Annotated in this window: 18 protein-coding genes; 17 read left to right on the forward strand and 1 reads right to left on the reverse strand. The window is 29.4% G+C overall.

Annotation, left to right across the window (positions count from 1 at the left end; genetic code table 11):
• The first annotated feature begins 19 nt into the window (after positions 1-19).
• The 11 genes from AB4Y15_RS10530 (at position 20) to AB4Y15_RS10580 (ending at position 13996) form a co-directional block, all read left to right on the forward strand.
• Positions 20-1351 carry an ABC transporter substrate-binding protein gene (locus AB4Y15_RS10530; protein WP_427340312.1) on the forward strand — a complete coding sequence of 444 codons (1332 nt, stop codon included), beginning with the start codon at positions 20-22 and terminating at the stop codon, positions 1349-1351.
• 63 nt (positions 1352-1414) lie between these two features.
• Complete coding sequence (locus tag AB4Y15_RS10535) at positions 1415-2344, forward strand: carbohydrate ABC transporter permease (protein ID WP_427340313.1); 930 nt, start codon at positions 1415-1417, stop codon at positions 2342-2344.
• A 10-nt stretch (positions 2345-2354) separates the two neighbouring features.
• Positions 2355-3176 carry a carbohydrate ABC transporter permease gene (locus AB4Y15_RS10540; protein ID WP_427340314.1) on the forward strand — a complete coding sequence of 274 codons (822 nt, stop codon included), beginning with the start codon at positions 2355-2357 and terminating at the stop codon, positions 3174-3176.
• Between the two features lie 19 nt (positions 3177-3195).
• Positions 3196-4539 (forward strand): glycosyltransferase, encoded by a 1344-nt coding sequence (locus tag AB4Y15_RS10545; RefSeq protein ID WP_427340315.1) that lies wholly within the window; start codon positions 3196-3198, stop codon positions 4537-4539.
• Between the two features lie 54 nt (positions 4540-4593).
• Positions 4594-6339 (forward strand): alpha-amylase family glycosyl hydrolase, encoded by a 1746-nt coding sequence (locus AB4Y15_RS10550; protein WP_427340316.1) that lies wholly within the window; start codon positions 4594-4596, stop codon positions 6337-6339.
• 364 nt (positions 6340-6703) lie between these two features.
• The gene (locus AB4Y15_RS10555; RefSeq protein ID WP_427340317.1) at positions 6704-7843 is read left to right on the forward strand and encodes an acyl-CoA dehydrogenase; all 1140 of its coding nucleotides are present in this window, start codon (positions 6704-6706) and stop codon (positions 7841-7843) included.
• A gap of 12 nt (positions 7844-7855) precedes the next feature.
• Complete coding sequence (locus AB4Y15_RS10560; protein ID WP_427340318.1) at positions 7856-8644, forward strand: electron transfer flavoprotein subunit beta; 789 nt, start codon at positions 7856-7858, stop codon at positions 8642-8644.
• Between the two features lie 34 nt (positions 8645-8678).
• Positions 8679-9686 carry an electron transfer flavoprotein subunit alpha/FixB family protein gene (locus tag AB4Y15_RS10565; protein WP_427340330.1) on the forward strand — a complete coding sequence of 336 codons (1008 nt, stop codon included), beginning with the start codon at positions 8679-8681 and terminating at the stop codon, positions 9684-9686.
• A gap of 185 nt (positions 9687-9871) precedes the next feature.
• Entirely contained in the window at positions 9872-11107 is a 1236-nt protein-coding gene (locus AB4Y15_RS10570; RefSeq protein WP_427340319.1) for an MFS transporter, read from the forward strand.
• Between the two features lie 132 nt (positions 11108-11239).
• On the forward strand, positions 11240-12949 hold the full coding sequence (locus tag AB4Y15_RS10575) for a sigma-54 interaction domain-containing protein (RefSeq protein ID WP_427340320.1): 1710 nt from the start codon (positions 11240-11242) through the stop codon (positions 12947-12949).
• A 72-nt stretch (positions 12950-13021) separates the two neighbouring features.
• The gene (locus AB4Y15_RS10580) at positions 13022-13996 is read left to right on the forward strand and encodes a 2-hydroxyacid dehydrogenase (RefSeq protein WP_427340321.1); all 975 of its coding nucleotides are present in this window, start codon (positions 13022-13024) and stop codon (positions 13994-13996) included.
• Positions 13997-14035: 39 nt separating this feature from the next.
• Here the strand turns inward: AB4Y15_RS10580 and uppS are convergent, their stop codons facing one another.
• Positions 14036-14680 (reverse strand): polyprenyl diphosphate synthase, encoded by a 645-nt coding sequence (gene uppS, locus AB4Y15_RS10585; protein WP_427340322.1) that lies wholly within the window; start codon positions 14678-14680, stop codon positions 14036-14038.
• A 154-nt stretch (positions 14681-14834) separates the two neighbouring features.
• On the opposite strand from uppS, the gene AB4Y15_RS10590 reads away from it, so the two are divergent.
• The 6 genes from AB4Y15_RS10590 to AB4Y15_RS10615 all read left to right on the forward strand — a co-directional run.
• On the forward strand, positions 14835-15716 hold the full coding sequence (locus AB4Y15_RS10590) for a DUF5685 family protein (RefSeq protein ID WP_427340323.1): 882 nt from the start codon (positions 14835-14837) through the stop codon (positions 15714-15716).
• Positions 15713-16321: a J domain-containing protein gene (locus AB4Y15_RS10595; RefSeq protein WP_427340324.1), complete on the forward strand. Its 609-nt coding sequence runs from the start codon at positions 15713-15715 to the stop codon at positions 16319-16321. Before AB4Y15_RS10590 ends, AB4Y15_RS10595 begins: the two co-directional genes overlap by 4 nt.
• Before the next feature lie 14 nt (positions 16322-16335).
• The gene (locus AB4Y15_RS10600) at positions 16336-16854 is read left to right on the forward strand and encodes a hypothetical protein (protein ID WP_427340325.1); all 519 of its coding nucleotides are present in this window, start codon (positions 16336-16338) and stop codon (positions 16852-16854) included.
• A gap of 63 nt (positions 16855-16917) precedes the next feature.
• Positions 16918-17913 (forward strand): 2-hydroxyacyl-CoA dehydratase family protein, encoded by a 996-nt coding sequence (locus AB4Y15_RS10605; protein ID WP_427340326.1) that lies wholly within the window; start codon positions 16918-16920, stop codon positions 17911-17913.
• Between the two features lie 2 nt (positions 17914-17915).
• The gene (locus AB4Y15_RS10610) at positions 17916-18683 is read left to right on the forward strand and encodes an acyl-CoA dehydratase activase (protein WP_427340327.1); all 768 of its coding nucleotides are present in this window, start codon (positions 17916-17918) and stop codon (positions 18681-18683) included.
• Positions 18684-18715: 32 nt separating this feature from the next.
• The coding region (locus AB4Y15_RS10615; RefSeq protein WP_427340328.1) for an MBL fold metallo-hydrolase at positions 18716-19394 on the forward strand (679 nt) is incomplete at its 3' end.

Here is a 19394-nt window from a genome sequence, read left to right on the forward strand (position 1 = left end):
AAAAGAGAGGAGAAAGGTTATGAAAAGAATACTATCATTATTATTAGTTTTAACTATGATTTTCACTTTAACTGCATGTTCAGGTCAAAAGACAGCTGATGATGTTAAAAATCAAGATGTTAAAGCTAATGAGCCTGTAGAGATTAAAATGCAGATAGTTTGGGCTGAAGATTCAGGAAGAGGTATGGCAATAAGAGAAATACTAGATGAATTTGAAAAAGAAAATCCTGGAATAAAAGTAAAACTTCTTGGAGGAAGCCAAGAGGAACAAAAACTTTTAACTATGATTTTAAGTGGAGAGGCTCCAGAAGTAATTCAAGTGCCATACAGATATGTGCAGGCTTTAGGTAGTCAAGGTGCCTTTGTTGATTTAACAGAAGATTTTTCAAAGAATAAAGATAACTTTTATGAACAATTATGGAATTTAGCTGAAGTTGATGGTAAATTATTTGGTTATCCTTGGATGGGTCATACTATTCAATTAGTTTATAACAAAACATTATTTGAAAAAGCTGGATTAACAAAAGCACCTGAAACTTGGGAAGAACTTTATGAATACGCGAAGAAATTAACAATTGACAAAGATGGTGATGGTAAAATTGACCAATATGGTATAGGTCTAGTAGGTAAACAACATCATGATATTACATGGTTGTTTAATATGTTTGCTCATCAAGCTGGAGCGAAATTAGTTAAAGAAGAAAATGGCGAGTATAAGGTAGCTATTAATTCACCAGAGGGCAAGAAAGCGCTAGAATATTATATTAAACTTATAAAAGAATGTGCTCCACCAGATACAGGTAATAAAGCAGGTGGAGATGTTATGGCTGACTTTAGAAATCAAGTAATTGCTATGGAATTCCAAGGCCCTTGGGGAATAACAGATATTTGGAAAAATGGAAAGCCATTTGAAGTGTCAGCAGCACCAGTACCTGCTGGGCCAGCTGGAAGAGCAGCTGATATAGGACCTTATATGTTAACAATACCTGTTGGAGTTGAAGGTGAAAAATTAGAAGCTAGTAAGAAGTTGATAGAGTTTTTAGGAAGTAAAAAAGGTCAAGAAATGTTAATGAAAGGTGAAAAAGCAGATGATGGAAATTACTATCCATTTAGAGTACCAGTTAGAAAAGATATGGAAGATACAGACTACTTCAAGAAACATCCTGAATTTTTAGTATTTATTGAAGGGTTGAAATATCCAAGTATTTCCACACCTATAAAAGAGTGGGTAAAAGTTGAAGAAGAAGTATATAGAAGCCAGTTAAACAAAGCTGTAATTGGAGAAGTTAGCGTTGAAGAAGCATTGAAAAATATCGAAAAATTAGGTAATGAAATTCTTAAAAATCAATAAAAGAGACACATATGTGTCTCTTTTGATTTGCTTATTGGTTTTTCAAATAAGGAAGGTGAGATTATGAAGAAAGCATTTAAATTAGAAACTTTAAAATGGAAATTGAAGAAAAATGATTGGTCAGCTTATCTTTTTATTCTTCCTGCAATGATAATAGTTACAATGTTTATTTTATATCCTGCTATTTGGTCGCTAGTTTCAAGTTTTAAAGATGTAAAGCCATTGATGCTAAGAAATAGTGGGCTGTTTGAAGTACCGGGGAAATGGATAGGATTTAAAAATTATTTGCTAACATTTAAAGATCATCTTTTCTTAAAGAGTGTTGTCAATACATTATATTTTAGTATTATTTTTATTCCATTAACTATGTTTTGTTCAGTAGCTTTAGCAGTTTTACTTGATAGAAAAATTAAGGGAATTAATTTTATAAGAACAGTATTTTTTATACCATATGTTATTTCAATAATAAGTGCCAGTTTAATTTTTATGATGTTGTTTAACGGGGACAAAGGCTTAGTGAATGGTGTATTAAATTTATTAAATATAAAAGGTCCTAATTGGTTATCAGATACAAAATTAGCTATGCCAATAATTGCTATTATGTCATCTTGGAGAAGAATAGGTTATTTTATGCTTATATACCTTGCAGGACTTCAGAATATACCTAAAAGCTTATATGAAGCAGCAGATATTGACGGAGCATCGACTTTTCAGCAATTTCGTACTATTACTTGGCCACTGTTAAGAAGAATAACAATGGTTGTATTTATTTTACTTTTAATAAACTGTTTCAATGTGTTCCAAGAGATATTTGTAATGACAGGTGGAGGTCCTGCAGATTCAACAATTACGATACCTTTTTTAATATACAACGAAGCATTTAAATATTTTCATATAGGTAAGGCTTCAGCTATGTCATATATATTGTTTGTTGTAGTAGTAATTATAAGCTTAACTCAAAATAAAATTAATTCAAAAAAACTAGATTATTAGAGGTGTTACTATGAAAAGGAAAAAGGAATTTTATGCTAAAGTTTCTCTTTATATATTAACAATAATATTTTTAGTACCTCTATATTGGCTTATTGTATCAAGCTTAAAAACAGATGCGGAGATTACAATGTTTCCACCGACATTTTGGCCGCATCAAATAAATTTAAAAAACTTTCCTTATGTGTGGAAGTATCTGCATTTTACAAGGACATTCTTAAATTCGATAATAGTTTCAATATCAACTACTGTATTAATAGTTATTTTTTCAACTATGGCTGGTTATGCATTTGCAAAGAAGAAGTTTATAGGTAGAAAGTTCCTTATGACAGTACTAATTGGAACAATGACTATACCAGCTACAGTTTTACTATTACCATTATTTTTTATAATAACTAAGTTAGGAATGTATGACAAACTTATTAGCTTGATATTTCCATTTGGAGTAACGGTGTTTGGAATTTTCTTTATGAAACAATATATTGAAGATATACCGGATGCACTAATTGAAGCCGCAAGGATAGATGGTTGTGGTGAATTTAAAATTTTCTTTACAATAATTTTGCCTTTATTAAAACCTGCTATAACTTCATTAGCAATAATTGAGTTTGTTAACAACTGGAACTCATTTACAATGCCATTAGTTTTGTTAAAGAGTCCAGAAAAATATACATTACCGTTGAGACTTGGTATGCTGTCAAAAGAAACTGTTGCAATACCTTGGTCTCAAATAATGGCAGCTAATGTTTTAACTATATTACCAGTAGTTATAATTTTCTTATTGTTGCAGAAGTATTTTGTTAAAGGTATTATGTCAGGTTCAGTAAAAGGTTAATTTTTGAGGAGGTATTACTTTGAATATAGCATTATGTCATTTCAGGGTTGGGGAAACAGATGGAGTTTCATTAGAGATGGAGAAGTGGAAAAAAGTTTTAGAAAAAATGGGTCATAATGTTTATTTATTAGCTGGAAGTCTAGGAACAACTGAAGGTTATGTAATCCCAGAACTGCATTATAAACACGAATTAAATGATAAATTTGTAAGAAATGCTTACGATAGTCTTGTGGACTATAAAGATGAGGAAGATTTAAAAAAAGAGATTATGGAATTCGCTAAAAAAATTGAGGATGGTTTAAAGAAATTTATTGAAGAATATAAAATAGATGTTTTAGTTCCTAATAATATTTGGTCACTAGGCTGGGGTATACCAGCAGCAATTGCGATAAATAATGTTGTAAAAGAAATGGGTGTAAAATGTGTAGCGCACCATCATGATTTTTATTGGGAAAGAGAGAGATATTCTAAACCTACTTGCAAATTTGTAGAGGAAATTTTAGAGGAATATTTTCCTCCTAAGCATAATTTAATAAAACATGTTGTCATTAATGAAATTGCAAAAGAAGAGATTAAAAAGAGAAAGGGATTAGATGTAACAATAGTACCAAATGTATTCGATTTTGATGTTCCTTCTTGGAAAGTTGATGAGTATAATAAAGATTTTAGAAAGAGTATTGGTTTGAAAGATAATGATATATTAGTTTTACAGGCTACACGAATAACTGAAAGAAAGGCTATAGAACTTGCGATAGATGTTGTTAGTGAGCTTAAGAAGGAAGAAAATTTAAAGGAATTATTTAAGAAAGGTTTGTTTGATGGAAGAAAATTTGATGAAGAAAACAGAATCGTACTTGTGCTAGCAGGGCTTCCTGAATCAGAAGGTAAATATGTTGAATTGCTTAAGGAAAGAGCATATAAGAAAAATGTAGAACTTCTATTTATTAATGATGTTATAGAGCATTCAAGATGCGAAATAGACGGAAAGAAATGTTATTCGTTGTGGGATGCATATGTATTTGCAGATCTTATAACTTATCCAAGTATTTTAGAAGGCTGGGGCAACCAATTTTTAGAAGGGTTATTTGCAAAAGTACCTATGCTTGTATATGAATATCCAGTTTACAAAACAGATATAAAAGAAAAAGGGTTTAATATTGTATCTCTAGGCGATACACATGTTGTAGAAGATAATGGACTTGTAAGTATTGATGAAAATATCATTAAAAAAGCAGCTAAGGAATGTATAGAATTACTTACAAATGGTGAGTATAGAAGTAAGTTTGGTGAAGAAAATTTTGAACTAGGTAAGGAATATTTTTCATATAAGAGTTTAGAAAAAATACTTTCAAGACTTTTTTGATTGTTTAAGCAAGCAAGATATAACACTTAATCCAGTAAAATGAGGTGAAATTATATGAAAAATAATATTATAGAAGAAAAAAAGAAGAGTACATTGGATAAACTTATATTTTTATACGGCAAAGAGAAAAGCAACAAGATTTTTGAAAATATAATGGAGTTAATTGAAAGATATCAAAATAATATCTGCAATGATTCAGATAAAGAGTGGGTTGATGAGAAAGATGTTTTCTTAATTACCTACGGAGATAACATAAAAGAAGAAGGAAAAGTTGCTCTTAAAACATTACATGAGTTTTTAAATAAGTATTTAAAAGGAATAATAACAAATGTGCATATACTTCCTTTTTATCCATATTCATCAGATGACGGATTTTCAGTTATTGACTATTTTAAAGTAAATCCTGAGTTAGGCAATTGGGATGATATAGAAAGTATGTCTAAAGATTTTAACTTAATGTTTGATGCGGTTATAAATCATATTTCAGCAAAAAGTGAATGGTTCCAAGGATATTTAAAAGGAGAAGAAGAATACAAAAACTTTTTTATAGAAACAGAGCCTTGTCCAGAACTTTCAAAAGTTACTAGACCAAGAGCCTTACCTTTACTTACTAAGTTTGAAACTTCAGAAGGCGAGAAATATATCTGGACAACCTTTAGTGAAGACCAAATAGATTTAAACTTTAAAAATGAAAAAGTATTATTAAAAATAATTGAGTTAATATTATTTTATGTATCTAAAGGAGCTAAAACGCTTAGATTGGATGCTATAGGATACCTATGGAAGGAAATTGGTACAAACTGCATTCATCTGGAGCAGACTCATAAAGTAATACAATTATTTAGAGACATACTTGATATAGTAGCACCAGAAACCATATTAATAACAGAAACAAATGTACCTCATAAAGATAATATAAGCTATTTTGGTGATGGATATAATGAAGCTCAAATGGTTTATCAGTTTCCACTGCCACCATTAGTATTAAATGCATATCAAACAGGTAATGCTAGCCATTTATTAAAATGGGCTGATTCGTTAGAACAAATATCTGACAGAACTACATTTTTTAATTTCTTAGCATCACATGACGGCATAGGAGTAATGCCAGCTAAAGGAATTTTAACTGAAGAAGAAATAAACGAAATGGTAGAGAGAGCAAAAGAGTATGGTGGTTATGTTTCATATAAAGATAATGGAGACGGAACAAAGAGTCCGTATGAGCTCAATATAAATTATTTTGATGCACTTTCACATCCAGATGATGAAGAAGACATTAAAATAAAAAGATTCATGGGTTCACAAGCTATACTTCTATCGCTAATGGGAGTACCAGCAATTTATATACACAGTTTATTAGGCTCAAGAAATTACAATGAAGGTGTAAAAGAAAGTGGTATATATAGAAGAATCAATAGAGAGAAATTATTATTAGAAAATCTAGAAAAAGAACTAAATGACAAAAATACGTTAAGAAATAAGATTTTTAACAAATATGTGGAGTTAATCAAAATAAGAAAAGCAGAGAAAGCATTCCATCCGAATGCAAAACAAAAAGTAATTTTTGCAAATGAATCTGTATTTTCATTTGTACGTACTTCTTTAGATAATGAAGAAGCTATAATAGTATTAAATAACGTATCAAATAAAGAGCAGAAAGTTAAAATAGAGCTAAAAGAATATGGATTAGAGAAAGTAAATGTTTTAAGAGACCTTATATCTAATGAAAATGTTAATGTAGTTAATGGAATAATAGAAATTACACTTAAACCTTATCAATTTATGTGGTTGAAAGTTTAAAATTGGCCGTCTACCTCTTAAGTTTTAACTAGAGGTAGACGGTTATTTTTTTCTAAGGGAATAGAAAAACAGTATATAAAGTTTACATGTAAACTTTATATACACTTTTGAAAAATGTTTTAGTATCTATGTTTGATAAGATTAAGGGAATAAAGTGTAAAAATTTTTTTCAAAGAATAACTTTTAAAATATTAGTTTATTAGCAGATAAGGGAATTTATATTCGATTTTAAGGTGTTAAAATTTTTTTTGAAAATTGGCATAGAAATTGCTATTCCAAATAACGGATAATTTTTTTAGTTAACTAAGTTAAAATATTAACAATAGAACAAAATTTAGTCCGATTATATAAAGGAGGGTAAAGAATGGATTTTCGTATTCCAAGAGAGCATGAAATGTTACGAGAAATGTATAGAGAGTTTGCTGAGAAAGAAGTGAAACCTCTTGCAGAAGAAGTTGACGAAAAAGAGATGTTTCCAGTAGAGACAGTAAAAAAATTAGCAAGGTATGGTTTTTTAGGTATACCATTTCCTAAAGAGTATGGTGGACAAGGTGGAGATAATTTAGCTTACATTATGGCTGTTGAAGAAATATCGAAAGTATGTGCTACAACTGGAGTTATTATATCAGCACATACATCTTTATGTGCAGCACCTATATTTGAGTTTGGGACAGAGGAGCAGAAACAAAAATATCTAGTTCCACTTGCTAAAGGTGAAAAGTTAGGGGCATTTGCATTAACCGAGCCAAATGCAGGTACTGATGCAGCTGCACAACAGACCAAAGCTGTATTGGATGGTGATTATTATATATTAAATGGTTCAAAAATTTTCATAACAAATGCTGGATTTGCAGATGTATATATAGTTATGGCAATGACAGATAAGAATAAAGGGGTTAAGGGAATATCAGCTTTTATTGTAGAGAAAGGTTTTGAAGGATTTAGTGTTGGAAAAAAAGAGGCGAAAATGGGTATAAGAGGTTCTTCTACATGCGAGCTTATATTTGAAAATTGTAGAGTGCCTAAGGAAAATTTGCTTGGCAAAGAAGGACAAGGATTTAAGATTGCTATGAAAACACTTGACGGTGGACGTATTGGTATAGCAGCACAAGCTTTGGGTATTGCTCAGGGAGCGATTGATGAAACTATTAAATATGTAAAAGAAAGGAAACAATTTGGTAGAGCTTTGGCAAAATTTCAAAATACACAGTTTAGTTTGGCTGATATGCAGACTAAAACTGATGCAGCAAGATTACTTGTATACAGAGCAGCGAAAGCTAAAGACAATAATGAAAGCTATAGTGTATATGCAGCTATGGCTAAGCTCTTTGCAGCGGAAACAGCAATGGAAGTTACGACAAAAGCTGTTCAGTTGCATGGAGGTTATGGATATACAAGAGAATATCCAGTTGAGAGAATGATGAGAGATGCAAAGATAACTGAGATATATGAAGGTACTTCAGAAGTTCAAAGAATGGTTATTGCTGCTAGTATGTTAAGATAGGAGGGTTTCAAGGTGAAAATAATAGTTTGTATTAAACAGGTTCCTGATACTACTGAAGTAAGACTAGACCCAATAACAGGAACATTAATAAGGGAAGGTATACCTAGTATAATAAATCCAGATGATAAAAGTGGATTAGAAGCAGCTTTGAGGTTAAAAGATGAAATCGGTGCCGAGGTAACAGTATTGACTATGGGGCCACCACAAGCAGAAAAAGCATTGAGGGAAGCTTTAGCAATGGGAGCAGATAGAGCAATATTATTAAGTGATAGAGCGTTTGCAGGTGCAGATACTTGGGCTACATCCTCGACACTTGCAGCAGCTATAAGAAAGTTGGATTATGACTTGATAATTACTGGAAGACAGGCTATAGACGGCGATACTGCCCAAGTTGGCCCTCAAATAGCAGAACATCTAGGGCTTCCTCAAGTCAGTTATGTAGCAGATTTAAAATTGGATAATGATAATGATAGATTAATTTTAAAGAGAATGTTTGAAGATGGATACCATTTAATTAGAGTAAAAATGCCTTGTTTAATAACTACTTTAAGTGAGATGAATACTCCTAGATATATGTCTGTAGGTGGAGTATTTGATGCTTTTAGAGAAAAAGAAATAATAAAATGGACTTTAAAAGATATAGATGTTGATCCTTCAAATATTGGTTTAAAAGGTTCTCCGACAAAGGTTAAGAAATCTTTTACGAAGGGAGCAAAAACAGCTGGTAAAGTATATGATGTAGATCCAAAAGAGGCTGCACAAATAATAGTGGAAAAGTTAAAGGAGAAGTTTTTTATCTAAATTTGGTATAGATTAAGGAGGGAGTACCTTGAATATTAAAGAATTTAGAGGTGTGTATGTTTTTGTTGAGCAGAGAGAGGGTGAAATTCAGAGAGTTTCATTGGAGTTGATTGGAAAGGGTAGAGAGCTTGCAGAAAAAATAGGTGAGTCTGTTACGGCTGTTATACTTGGATACAATATAAAAGACAAAGTAGATACTTTAATTCATTATGGAGCTGATGAGGTTATTTATATAGATGATGAAATATTAGATGTTTATATGACTGAACCTTATACTAAAGCTTTAACAGAAGTAATAAAATCAAGGAAGCCAGAAATATTTTTAATTGGTGCTACGGCAATAGGTAGAGATTTAGCACCTAGAGTTTCAGCTAGAATACATACAGGACTTACAGCAGACTGTACTTCTTTAGATATAGAAGAAGGAACTAGAAATCTTTTAATGACAAGACCAGCTTTTGGTGGGAATTTAATGGCTACAATTGTTTGCCCAGACCATAGACCTCAAATGTCTACAGTAAGACCTGGAGTAATGCCATTGTTTGAAAAAGATGAAAATAGAGTTGGAAAGATTGAAGAATTTAAAGTTAATTTTTCTAAAGAGGATGTAAATGTTGAAATATTGGAAATAGTAAAAGAGAAAAAGCAGAAAATAAAAATTGAAGAAGCAAATGTATTAGTTGCAGGTGGAAGAGGTATTGGAAACCCAGAGAAGTTTGAATTACTTAAAAAACTTGCTGATAAGCTTGGTGGATTAGTTGCAGCTTCACGTGCAGTAGTTGATGCTGGATGGATTGATAGAGAGCATCAAGTAGGACAAACTGGAAAGACAGTTAGACCTGATTTATATATAGCATGTGGTATTTCAGGAGCTATTCAACATTTAGCTGGAATGGAAGAATCAGACTTTATTATTGCTATAAATAAAGATCCTGAAGCTCCTATATTTGAAGTTGCTGATATTGGTATTGTTGGAGATGTAAATAAGGTAATTCCAGCATTAATTGAAGAAATAGAGGCTGTAAAAAAATCAAAAGAATAGTAGTGTAAGGAAAGCCAATAGTTAAATTTTATAACTATTGGCTTTTTTCATATATTAAAAAGGAATTTTAGTAATATGTGTAAAAGATATATAATAGAGTTTAAAGAGCATCATTTGATAAAAATTTATGAGCTTTTGAAGCAATATGAAAAGATAGGGAGTTTTATTTTAAGGAGAGAATAGATATGAATAAAATAATACAAGATCATTCTAAATTAATATTTTTATCAGCTTTATTAGGCTTTCAATATTTTATGAGTCCAATTTTAGTAATATTTTATTTAAAATATGTTGGTGTGTCTTTTAGTCAATTTATATTTTTGGATAGTATTTTATTTTTATTAGTTGCAATATTTGAAGTTCCAAGTGGATATTTATCTGATAGATTTGGAAGAAAAAGAACCTTATTAATTTCTCGTGTATTTACAATATTATCAATGATTATATTAATACTTTTTCCTTCATATATCGGTGCATTAATTAGCATTATTATCTCTGGAGTATTTATACCATTAGGTTCTGGTAATGAAAAAGCAATATACTTTGAAAGTTTTAAAAAGCTAAATGAAGAAAAAAAACTACAAAAAATATATTCAAAATCAAATTCAATATCATTTGTTATGTTAACTATTACTTCAATAATTTCAGGTTTTATAGCAAAAATAAACTTAGCTTTACCAGTTTTAATTGATATAATATTACTTATAGTTATTTCTATAGCGACATTTTTCCTATTACATGATGATAAAACTTATTTATCAAATCAAGAAATGAGTGCTGCTAAAGATAAAATTGGTAAGTTTGTATATAATCATAATAACATAAAAGGATTAATTAATGTAACACCAATTTTTTTATTAAGTGCTTTATTTTTTGCAGCTTTAAGAGTTTCATATACTGCTTATCAACCTTTATTTAAAAATCTAAATATTGATATTCAATATTTCGGCATGATTTTTGCTTTCTTTAACATCACATGTTCTTTATCATCATATGCAGCCCCTAAATTTTTAAAAATGACTTCAAATGAGTTAACTACTTTGTTAGTATTAACTACTTTTATTACAATTTCTTTTATAGGAATTTTCATATCAAATAGTGTATTTTTAGTTTTGCTTTTTATAGCTTTACAACAGATAGTAAGAGGGTTGCACGGTCCATTTTTTTTAATTCAAAAAAATTACTACATTCCTATAAATTCAAAAAAAAGAGTTACTTATTTATCTTATTCTAATTTATTATCTACATTGCTAGTATCATTATGCTTATATCTGTTTTCTTATATGAACAGCAAAGTATCTTTAAAATTAAGTATTATATGTTTTGGCATGTTAATTAGTTTTATTTCTTTACTAACAATAATAATACTCTATACGTTGAAAAGGAAGGGGAAAATAAAATGTTACCAATGTCAGCAGTAATAAATGTTCCTTAGAATGCAAAATTACTGTAGTGAATTTAGTATAAAGTTATACTAATGTTTTGTTATAACATTGCCTAGTATGATATAATTTAACAAAGCTTTATATTCATATAAAAAAGGTGAGGATAAAATGGAATTTGCAAACAGTTATATTAAAGAAATTTTTCAAAATATGACTGATGCGGTAATAGGAATAGATAAATTAGGCAATGTTGTTATAATTAATGAAGCTGCAAAAAGGATATTCGGGTTTGAAACTATAAAAAAGAAAGAAGTAGAAGATTTTATATCAAGTATTAAACTCAATAGGGTATTAGAAACTGGAAAGAAAGAATTAGAGAATGATTTTACATATAATGAAAGAAAATTTGTTTTAAGCAAAATACCTGTGTTTAAAGATAAAAAAATTGAAGGGGCAATAGCTTTATTTAGTGAAGTAACAGATTATAGTAAATTAATAAAAATAATTGAAGAAGATAAAGTACATTTAGAAATACTTAATACAATTTTAGATGTACTAAATGAAAGAGTTGTTGTAGTAGATGAAAAAGGAATAATTACTATGATGAGTAAAGCATATAAAGAATTTATTGGTAATCCTAACCCTGAAGGTAAGCATGTTACTGAAGTTATAGAAAATACAAGAATGCATATTATTTTAAAAACAGGAGTAATGGAAATTGGCGAGATTCAAGAAGTACAAGGTAATAAAATGGTAGCTATGCGTATTCCGATAAAAAAGAATGGGAAAGTAATTGGTGCTGTTGGGAAAGTTATGTTTAAAGATGTGAGTGATTTAGTTGCTTTGAGTAATAAAGTCAACAGATTAGAACAAGAATTAGAATATTATAAAAGTGAATTAAACAAAGAAAGAACTGCAAAATATTCATTTAAAGACATAATAGGCAGTAGTGCTAGTATTCAAGCAGTAAAAGAATTAGCTATGAAAGTAGCAAAAACAGATTCGAATGTTTTGATTACGGGAGAAAGTGGCACAGGAAAAGAGCTTTTTGCACACGCTATCCATAATGCTAGCAAAAGATATTTAGGTCCGTTTATTAGAATAAATTGTGCTGCAATACCAGAGGAACTACTTGAATCTGAACTATTTGGATATGAAGAAGGTGCGTTTACTGGTGCTAAAAAAGGTGGAAAGAAAGGGAAATTTGAATTAGCTAATGGGGGGACAATTCTACTTGATGAGATAGGCGATATGTCTATCAAAATGCAGGCTAAACTTTTAAGAGTACTTCAAGAAAAGGAGATTGAAAGATTAGGAGGAAATATTGTAAGAAATATAGATGTTAGAATAATAGCGTCTACAAATAAGGATTTGGAGATGCTTGTAAAACAGGGATTATTTAGAGAAGACCTTTATTTTAGACTTAATGTGATGTCTATTAAAATACCTTCTTTAAGAGAAAGAAAAGAAGATATCGGTATTCTTGCGAGAAAACTTCTTGCAAAAGTATCTAGTAGACTTGGAAAGTATGTAGAAGGTATTTCAAATGATGCAATAAAATGTCTTGAAAGTTATGATTGGCCTGGAAATATTAGAGAGTTAGAAAATGTTATTGAAAGAGCAGTAAATTTATTAGATTCAGATTTGATTATAAAGCCTGAACATTTGCCAGAAAAAATAACTAAAAATAGATCAAAGAAATATTTTTATGAAGAAAAGAGCTTAAAAAATATAATAGAAGAAATAGAGAAAGAAATTATTCTCGAATGTTTAGAAGAGAATAACTGGAATAAAAATAAAGTTGCTAAAATTCTAGGGATTAGTAGAGTTGGATTATATAAGAAGATAGAGAAATATAATTTAAGTAAAGTGCAATAGATATTTAGTTTGTTATTAAAAGAACATCAAGTAAAGCAATTATAACTATTAAAAGTAAGAGGGGGAAGTTTTGTGGAAAGAAAAAAAGTTTATATAACACGAAAAATACCTGATATAGGAATTAATCTTCTAAAGCAGTATTTTGAAGTTGAAATCAATATGGAAGATAGACCTTTAACTAAAGAAGAATTAATAACCAATATTGAAGATAAAGATGCTGTATTATGTCAATTGACAGATTTGATTGATAAGGAAGTATATGATAGAGCTAAAAGAGTCAAAATATTTGCAAATTATGCAGTAGGATTTAATAATATAGATGTTGATGAGGCTACAAAGAGAGGTATTATTATTACAAATACTCCTGGTGTGCTATCAGATGTGACTGCTGACTTAGCTTGGACTCTTTTATTAAGTGTTGCAAGAAGAATAGTTGAAGCTGATAAATATACGAGAGCTGGAAAGTTTAAATGTTGGTCTCCAACTCTTTTTTTAGGGCAAGATTTGGTTGGAAAGACTTTAGGTATAATTGGCGCTGGTAGAATAGGCAAGACGCTAGCTAAGAGGAGTATTGGATTTGAGATGAAGATTTTGTATCATAATAGAAAAAGAGATGAGGAAATGGAAAAAATGTTTAATGCTAAGTGGGTTGATAAAGATACTTTGTTAAAAGAATCGGACTTTATTTCTCTTCATGTTCCACTTACAAAAGAAACTTATCATATGATTGGAGAACGTGAATTTAAATTAATGAAAGAAACAGCAATTCTAATAAATACAGCTAGAGGGCCTGTGGTAGACGAAAAAGCACTAGTGAAGGCTTTAAAAGAAAAAGAAATTTGGGGAGCGGGATTGGATGTTTATGAAAAAGAACCAGAAGTAGAGGAAGATTTAAAGAAAATGGATAACGTCGTTTTAGTACCACATATAGGTAGTGCAACTATTAATACAAGAGATAATATGGCGAAAATAGCTGCAAAAAACATAATAGCTGTATTAAACAATGAAAAACCATTAACTCCTGTAAATGATATTAACCATAAATAAGTTAAAATATAGGCTTAACATCTCGTTAAGCCTTATATTTTATCCTCCTAATGTTATGTCCTGTTTATCGTACCATTCAAGAGCTTGGTAAAAGTGCTCTTCTTTAAAATCGGGCCAGTAATCATCAATGAAATAGAAGTCTGAATAAACTGTTTGCAAAGGTAAAAAACCACTTAATCTTTTTCTACATCCCCAGCGTATGACAAGGTCTATTCTTGAAATATCTTTTGAATGTAATAAATCTATTACATTATTGGAGATGTTTTTCTGATTTATTAAATTTCTTATATCCCATTGCCAACCATAGTTAACTAAGAAATTAACTTTTATACCTCCCTTGCCAAATGTTTTTCTATTATTAGTATAAGGCAGCAATTCTTTAGGGAACATAGGAGAATCAGTATTACCAACTACTAATAAAGAAGCATCTTTATTTGCAAGTAATTTTACAGCTCTTATACATGCTTTAGTAAATGCTTTAGTTTGTATTGAAGGTCTTTTGGTATTATCCATAGTAAAACCATAAAATGTAAGTTCTCCAACTCCAATTTTTGAACATAATTCAAATACTCTAATACCGGGGTCAAGACCTTTTTCATAGCCCATTTCCTTTGAAAGGCCTTTTTTTACGGCCCATCTTCTATTTCCATCAGGAATTATTCCAATATGTTTTGGTATTCTCATAAACTTACCTCCGATTTTAATTTCAATTCTATTATTGCCATCTAATAGTAAACTATAATCAATTTCTTAAATAATTGGAGATTTTTCGACAAGATATTGTTATTTCTTATTTCATACTTTAAAATATTAATTAAGCGATAAAAAAACAGAGAGAGTGGATAAATTGTTTGGCTATATAACACCATATAAAGACGAATTAAAAGTTAGAGAATACAACATATTTAAAGCATATTATTGTGGATTATGTAAGACTCTTGGAAGTGAATTTAATCAAGTGGTTAGATTTGGGCTAAATTATGATTTTACTTTTTTAGGTCTTTTATTATCATCTTTAGACGAAAAGAAAGACAAGATAAAATATGAAGGCTGTATTGCCAATCCATTTAAGAAAAAGCCTATTGTAGTGAAAAATAAATATCTTAGTTATAGTGCTTATATTAGTGTTATTTTGGTTTATTATAAATTGTTAGATGATTGGAAAGATGAAAGAAAATTACTTTCTTTAATGGGTATGATACCTTTTATTTTTCCCAAAAATAAAGCAAAATGCGTTTTTAAAGATAAATATTTTGCTGTTAAAAATAATTTGGATAAGTTAGCAAAATTAGAAAAAGAAAAGTGTGATATTATTGACGAGAGTGCTGACGTTTTTGGTAAGCTAATGGAAGAGATAGCAGCTTTTCCATTTATAAATAATGATAAGACGATAAGAGTTTTAAGATGGCTTGGGTATAATTTAGGACGCTTTATTTACGTATTAGATGCTTTTAATGATATTGAAAAAGATATTAAACAGGGGAATTATAATCCTATCCTTTTGCAATATAAATATAATTCAAAAGAAGGATTAGAAAACTTTTTGAATAGAGTAAGAGAACCTATAGAATTTACTCTGACATTTACGCTAGATAATTTGGCAAAAAGTTACGAATTACTTGATATAAAATATAATAAAAGTATAATTGAAAATATAGTTTATATGGGAACAAGGCAGAAAATGACACAGATTCTTGAGAAAAGGAGTTGTAAAAAATGAAAAATCCTTATAAAGTATTAGGTCTTGAAGAAGGTGCAAGTGAAGAAGAAATAAAGAGAGCATATAAGAGACTTGTGAGAAAATACCACCCAGACCAATATGTTAACAACCCTCTTGCTGATCTTGCTGAAGAAAAACTAAAAGAAATTAATGAAGCATATAACATTCTTATGAATAAAAGAAATAGAAATAATGAAGATAGTAACAACTGGAATTACTATCGACATGAAAGTAATGGTTATAACGAATTTAATGAAGTTCGCAGATTAATTGATATGGGAAGACTTAAAGAAGCATATGATATATTAGAAAGCAGTACAAATAGAGGAGCGGAATGGTATTTTTTAAAAGGCGTAATATTATTGAGAAAAGGTTGGTATGAGCAGGGATATCAGCATGTTAGAAAAGCTGTTAATTTAGATCCAAACAATATTGAATATAAAAATGTATTAAATAATATTTCTTTTAGAAATGAAACTTATAGAGATGTAGGACGAAACATGGGTTATGGTGGAGATACTTCTCTTTGTGAAATTTGCCAATGTTTAATATGTACTGACTGCTGTTGTGAATGTATGGGAGGAGATTTTATTACTTGCTGTTAATGGAGGCAAATAATATGAGTAATTCAAGCAAGTCAAAAAAAGTAGCTCTAGGTGGTATTGTTGTATTATTATCTGTTTTGTATCTATATTTAGCTTCGATATTACCTACTAATAAAATTTTTTTCTTTTGTTTGAGTACTGTTTTTATTGCTGCTATTGTAATAGAATTTAAAACTTACTTTTCATTAATAACTTATGGAGCTATTTCTATTTTAGGATTTATAATTATACCTAACAAACTAATCATGATACCGTATGTTATTTATTTTGGTTATTATGGAATAATAAAATATTATATTGAAAAAATAAATAATATTTTAATTGAATGGATAATAAAAATTGTTTTATTCAATTTATTTGTATATGCGACTTATATAATTACAATTAATTTATTTATTAGTAATATAGAAATTAAACTTCCAATATGGCTTATTATATTGTTATTACAAGTATTTTTTATTATTTATGATATATGTTATAGCTTAGCTATTAATTATTATAAATATAAAATAAGGAAGTTTCTAAGGATTTGATGGAAAAAACATTTGGTATGCCCTTTTTGCTTTTTGGATTTAATTGTTTAGGAGGTACTTAAGATGAAAACAATAGGGATAACTACAACCGTACCAATAGAAGTTTTATTAGCTGCAGGATACAGAGTTATTGACTTAAATAATCTTTTTATTACTTCAGAGGATTATGGGAAATATATAGAGATAGCAGAAAAAGATGGTTTTCCAAAAAGTTCATGTGCTTGGATAAAAGGTATTTATGGGGCAGTTTTGGAAAATAAGATTACTGAAGTAATAGGTGTAATAGAAGGAGATTGTTCAAATACTAAAGCGTTGATAGAAGTATTAAAACAAAAGGGCATAAAAGTATATCCTTTTGCATATCCGCATAGTCATAGCTTAAGTGATGTAAAGAAAACAATAAAAGATTTTATGTCTTTATTTGGGGTTTGTGAAGCTCAAGTTGAGTTAATCAGAAAAAGATTAAACGATATTAGAAAAATTGCAAAGAGGATAGATGAGCTTACGTATATAGAAGGAAAAGTAAATGGCTTTGAAAATCATTTATATCAGGTAAGTTTGAGTGATTTTAATGGGGATATAGACGAATTTGAAGAAATGTTATTAAAAAAGTTGCATGAAATGGAAAAAAGAAGTCCAGTAAAGAGGAAAATAAGATTAGGATATATAGGTGTACCACCTATGACTGGTGATTTATATGAATTTGTAGAAAAATTTGATTCACATATAATTTACAATGAAGTTCAAAGGGAGTTTGCTTTTCCAAGAGCTGAAAATGCTAAAGATATTTATGAGCAGTATTACGATTATACTTATCCATATGATATTGATTTTAGATTAGAAAAGATAAAAGAAGAAATTAAGAAGAGAAAAATAGATGGTGTTATACATTATACTCAAGCTTTTTGTTATAGAGCAATCGAAGATATTATTATAAAAAAAGAATTAGATATACCAGTTTTAAATATAGAAGGTGATAAATTAAATCATCTAGATGCTAGAACTAAATTTAGAATAGAAGCATTTTTAGATATGCTTAGTGACCTAAAGGGGTGCTGAAGTTGAGAATTTTAGGAATAGATTTAGGAAGTAGAGAAGTTAAGGTTGCATTAATGGAAGATGAAAAGATAACAAAAATGTTTAAAGTAAGTACAATGTCTTTCTATAGAGATTACTGCAGCTTTGATGGAAAGATAGTAGTAGATTTGCAAAAGCTTAATATCAAAGATGTAGATATAGCGATTTCAACAGGTTATGGTAGAAACAATACTGATTTAAGAAAGTTTGAACCTATTAATGAAATAAAGGCTCATGTATATGGTGCAATTTATCAGAGTGGTTTAAAAGATTTTATTTTACTAGACATTGGTGGTCAAGATGTTAAAGTTGTGAAAGTTGAAAAGGGAATTATAAGTGATTTAGAGCTGAATGACAAATGTGCAGCTTCATGTGGCAGATATTTAGAAAATATGGCTAATATTTTAGAGGTTTCTTTAGATGAATTATTTAAACATTATAAAGATCCAGTTGAGCTTAATTCAACTTGTGCAGTTTTTTCCGAATCTGAACTAATAGGGAAAATTGCAGAAGGGGTAAATTTAGAATCGCTATGTTCTGGTGTTAATTTTTCTTTATACAAGAGATTGAAACCGCTTTTAACAAGATTTAAAGGTAGAAAGCTAGTGCTTTCAGGTGGTGTAGCTTGTAACAATGCATTAATAAAATATTTAAGAAATGACTATGATGAAGTAATTTCATTAGATTATCCTCAGTTTAATGGTGCTATAGGCTGCTGTTATTATGGAAGAATGAGATTAAATAGTAAATGACAATATTTTGCATCTAGGGAGGTATGACAGTAGTGAATTTTATAAAAGCAACAAAAATGAAATTTTTATTATTAATCTTATTGCTTGTATTTCTTTCTGGTTGTACTGGAGTTGATGCATCGAATCAAAATATACCAAACAACGGTTATAATTTATTAAAAGTTCATTTTCTTGATGTTGGACAGGCAGATAGTATACTTATACAATTTCCAAATGGTGAGGCTGCATTAATAGACGGTGGCAATAGAGAAGATGGGAAATTTGTAGTTGAATACATAAAAAGTATGGGTATTAATAAGGTTGATTATATTATTGCAACTCATCCGCATGAAGACCATATTGGTGGATTACCAGAAGTTATAAAAAGTTTTGATATTGGAAAAATATATATGCCAAATAAGACGAGTAATACAAGAATATTTGAAAACTTATTGAAAGAAATAAAAAATAAAGGTCTAAAAATTATACAAGCAAAAGGTGGTTTAAGTATTATAGATACAGATGACTTGAAGTTTACAATAATTGCTCCAAATTCTGAAAAGTATGATGAAACTAACGAATATTCAATAATTAACAAATTAACTTATAAAAATACTTCTTTTATTTTTACAGGTGATGCTGAAAAGGATTCAGAAGAAGAAATGATAAAGCTAGGTTATGATTTAAAGGCAGATGTTTTAAAAGTTGGGCATCATGGTGGCAGAACTTCAA

Source organism: Caloranaerobacter longqiensis, from assembly GCF_050286925.1.
Taxonomy (GTDB): Bacteria; Bacillota; Clostridia; order Tissierellales; family Thermohalobacteraceae; genus Caloranaerobacter.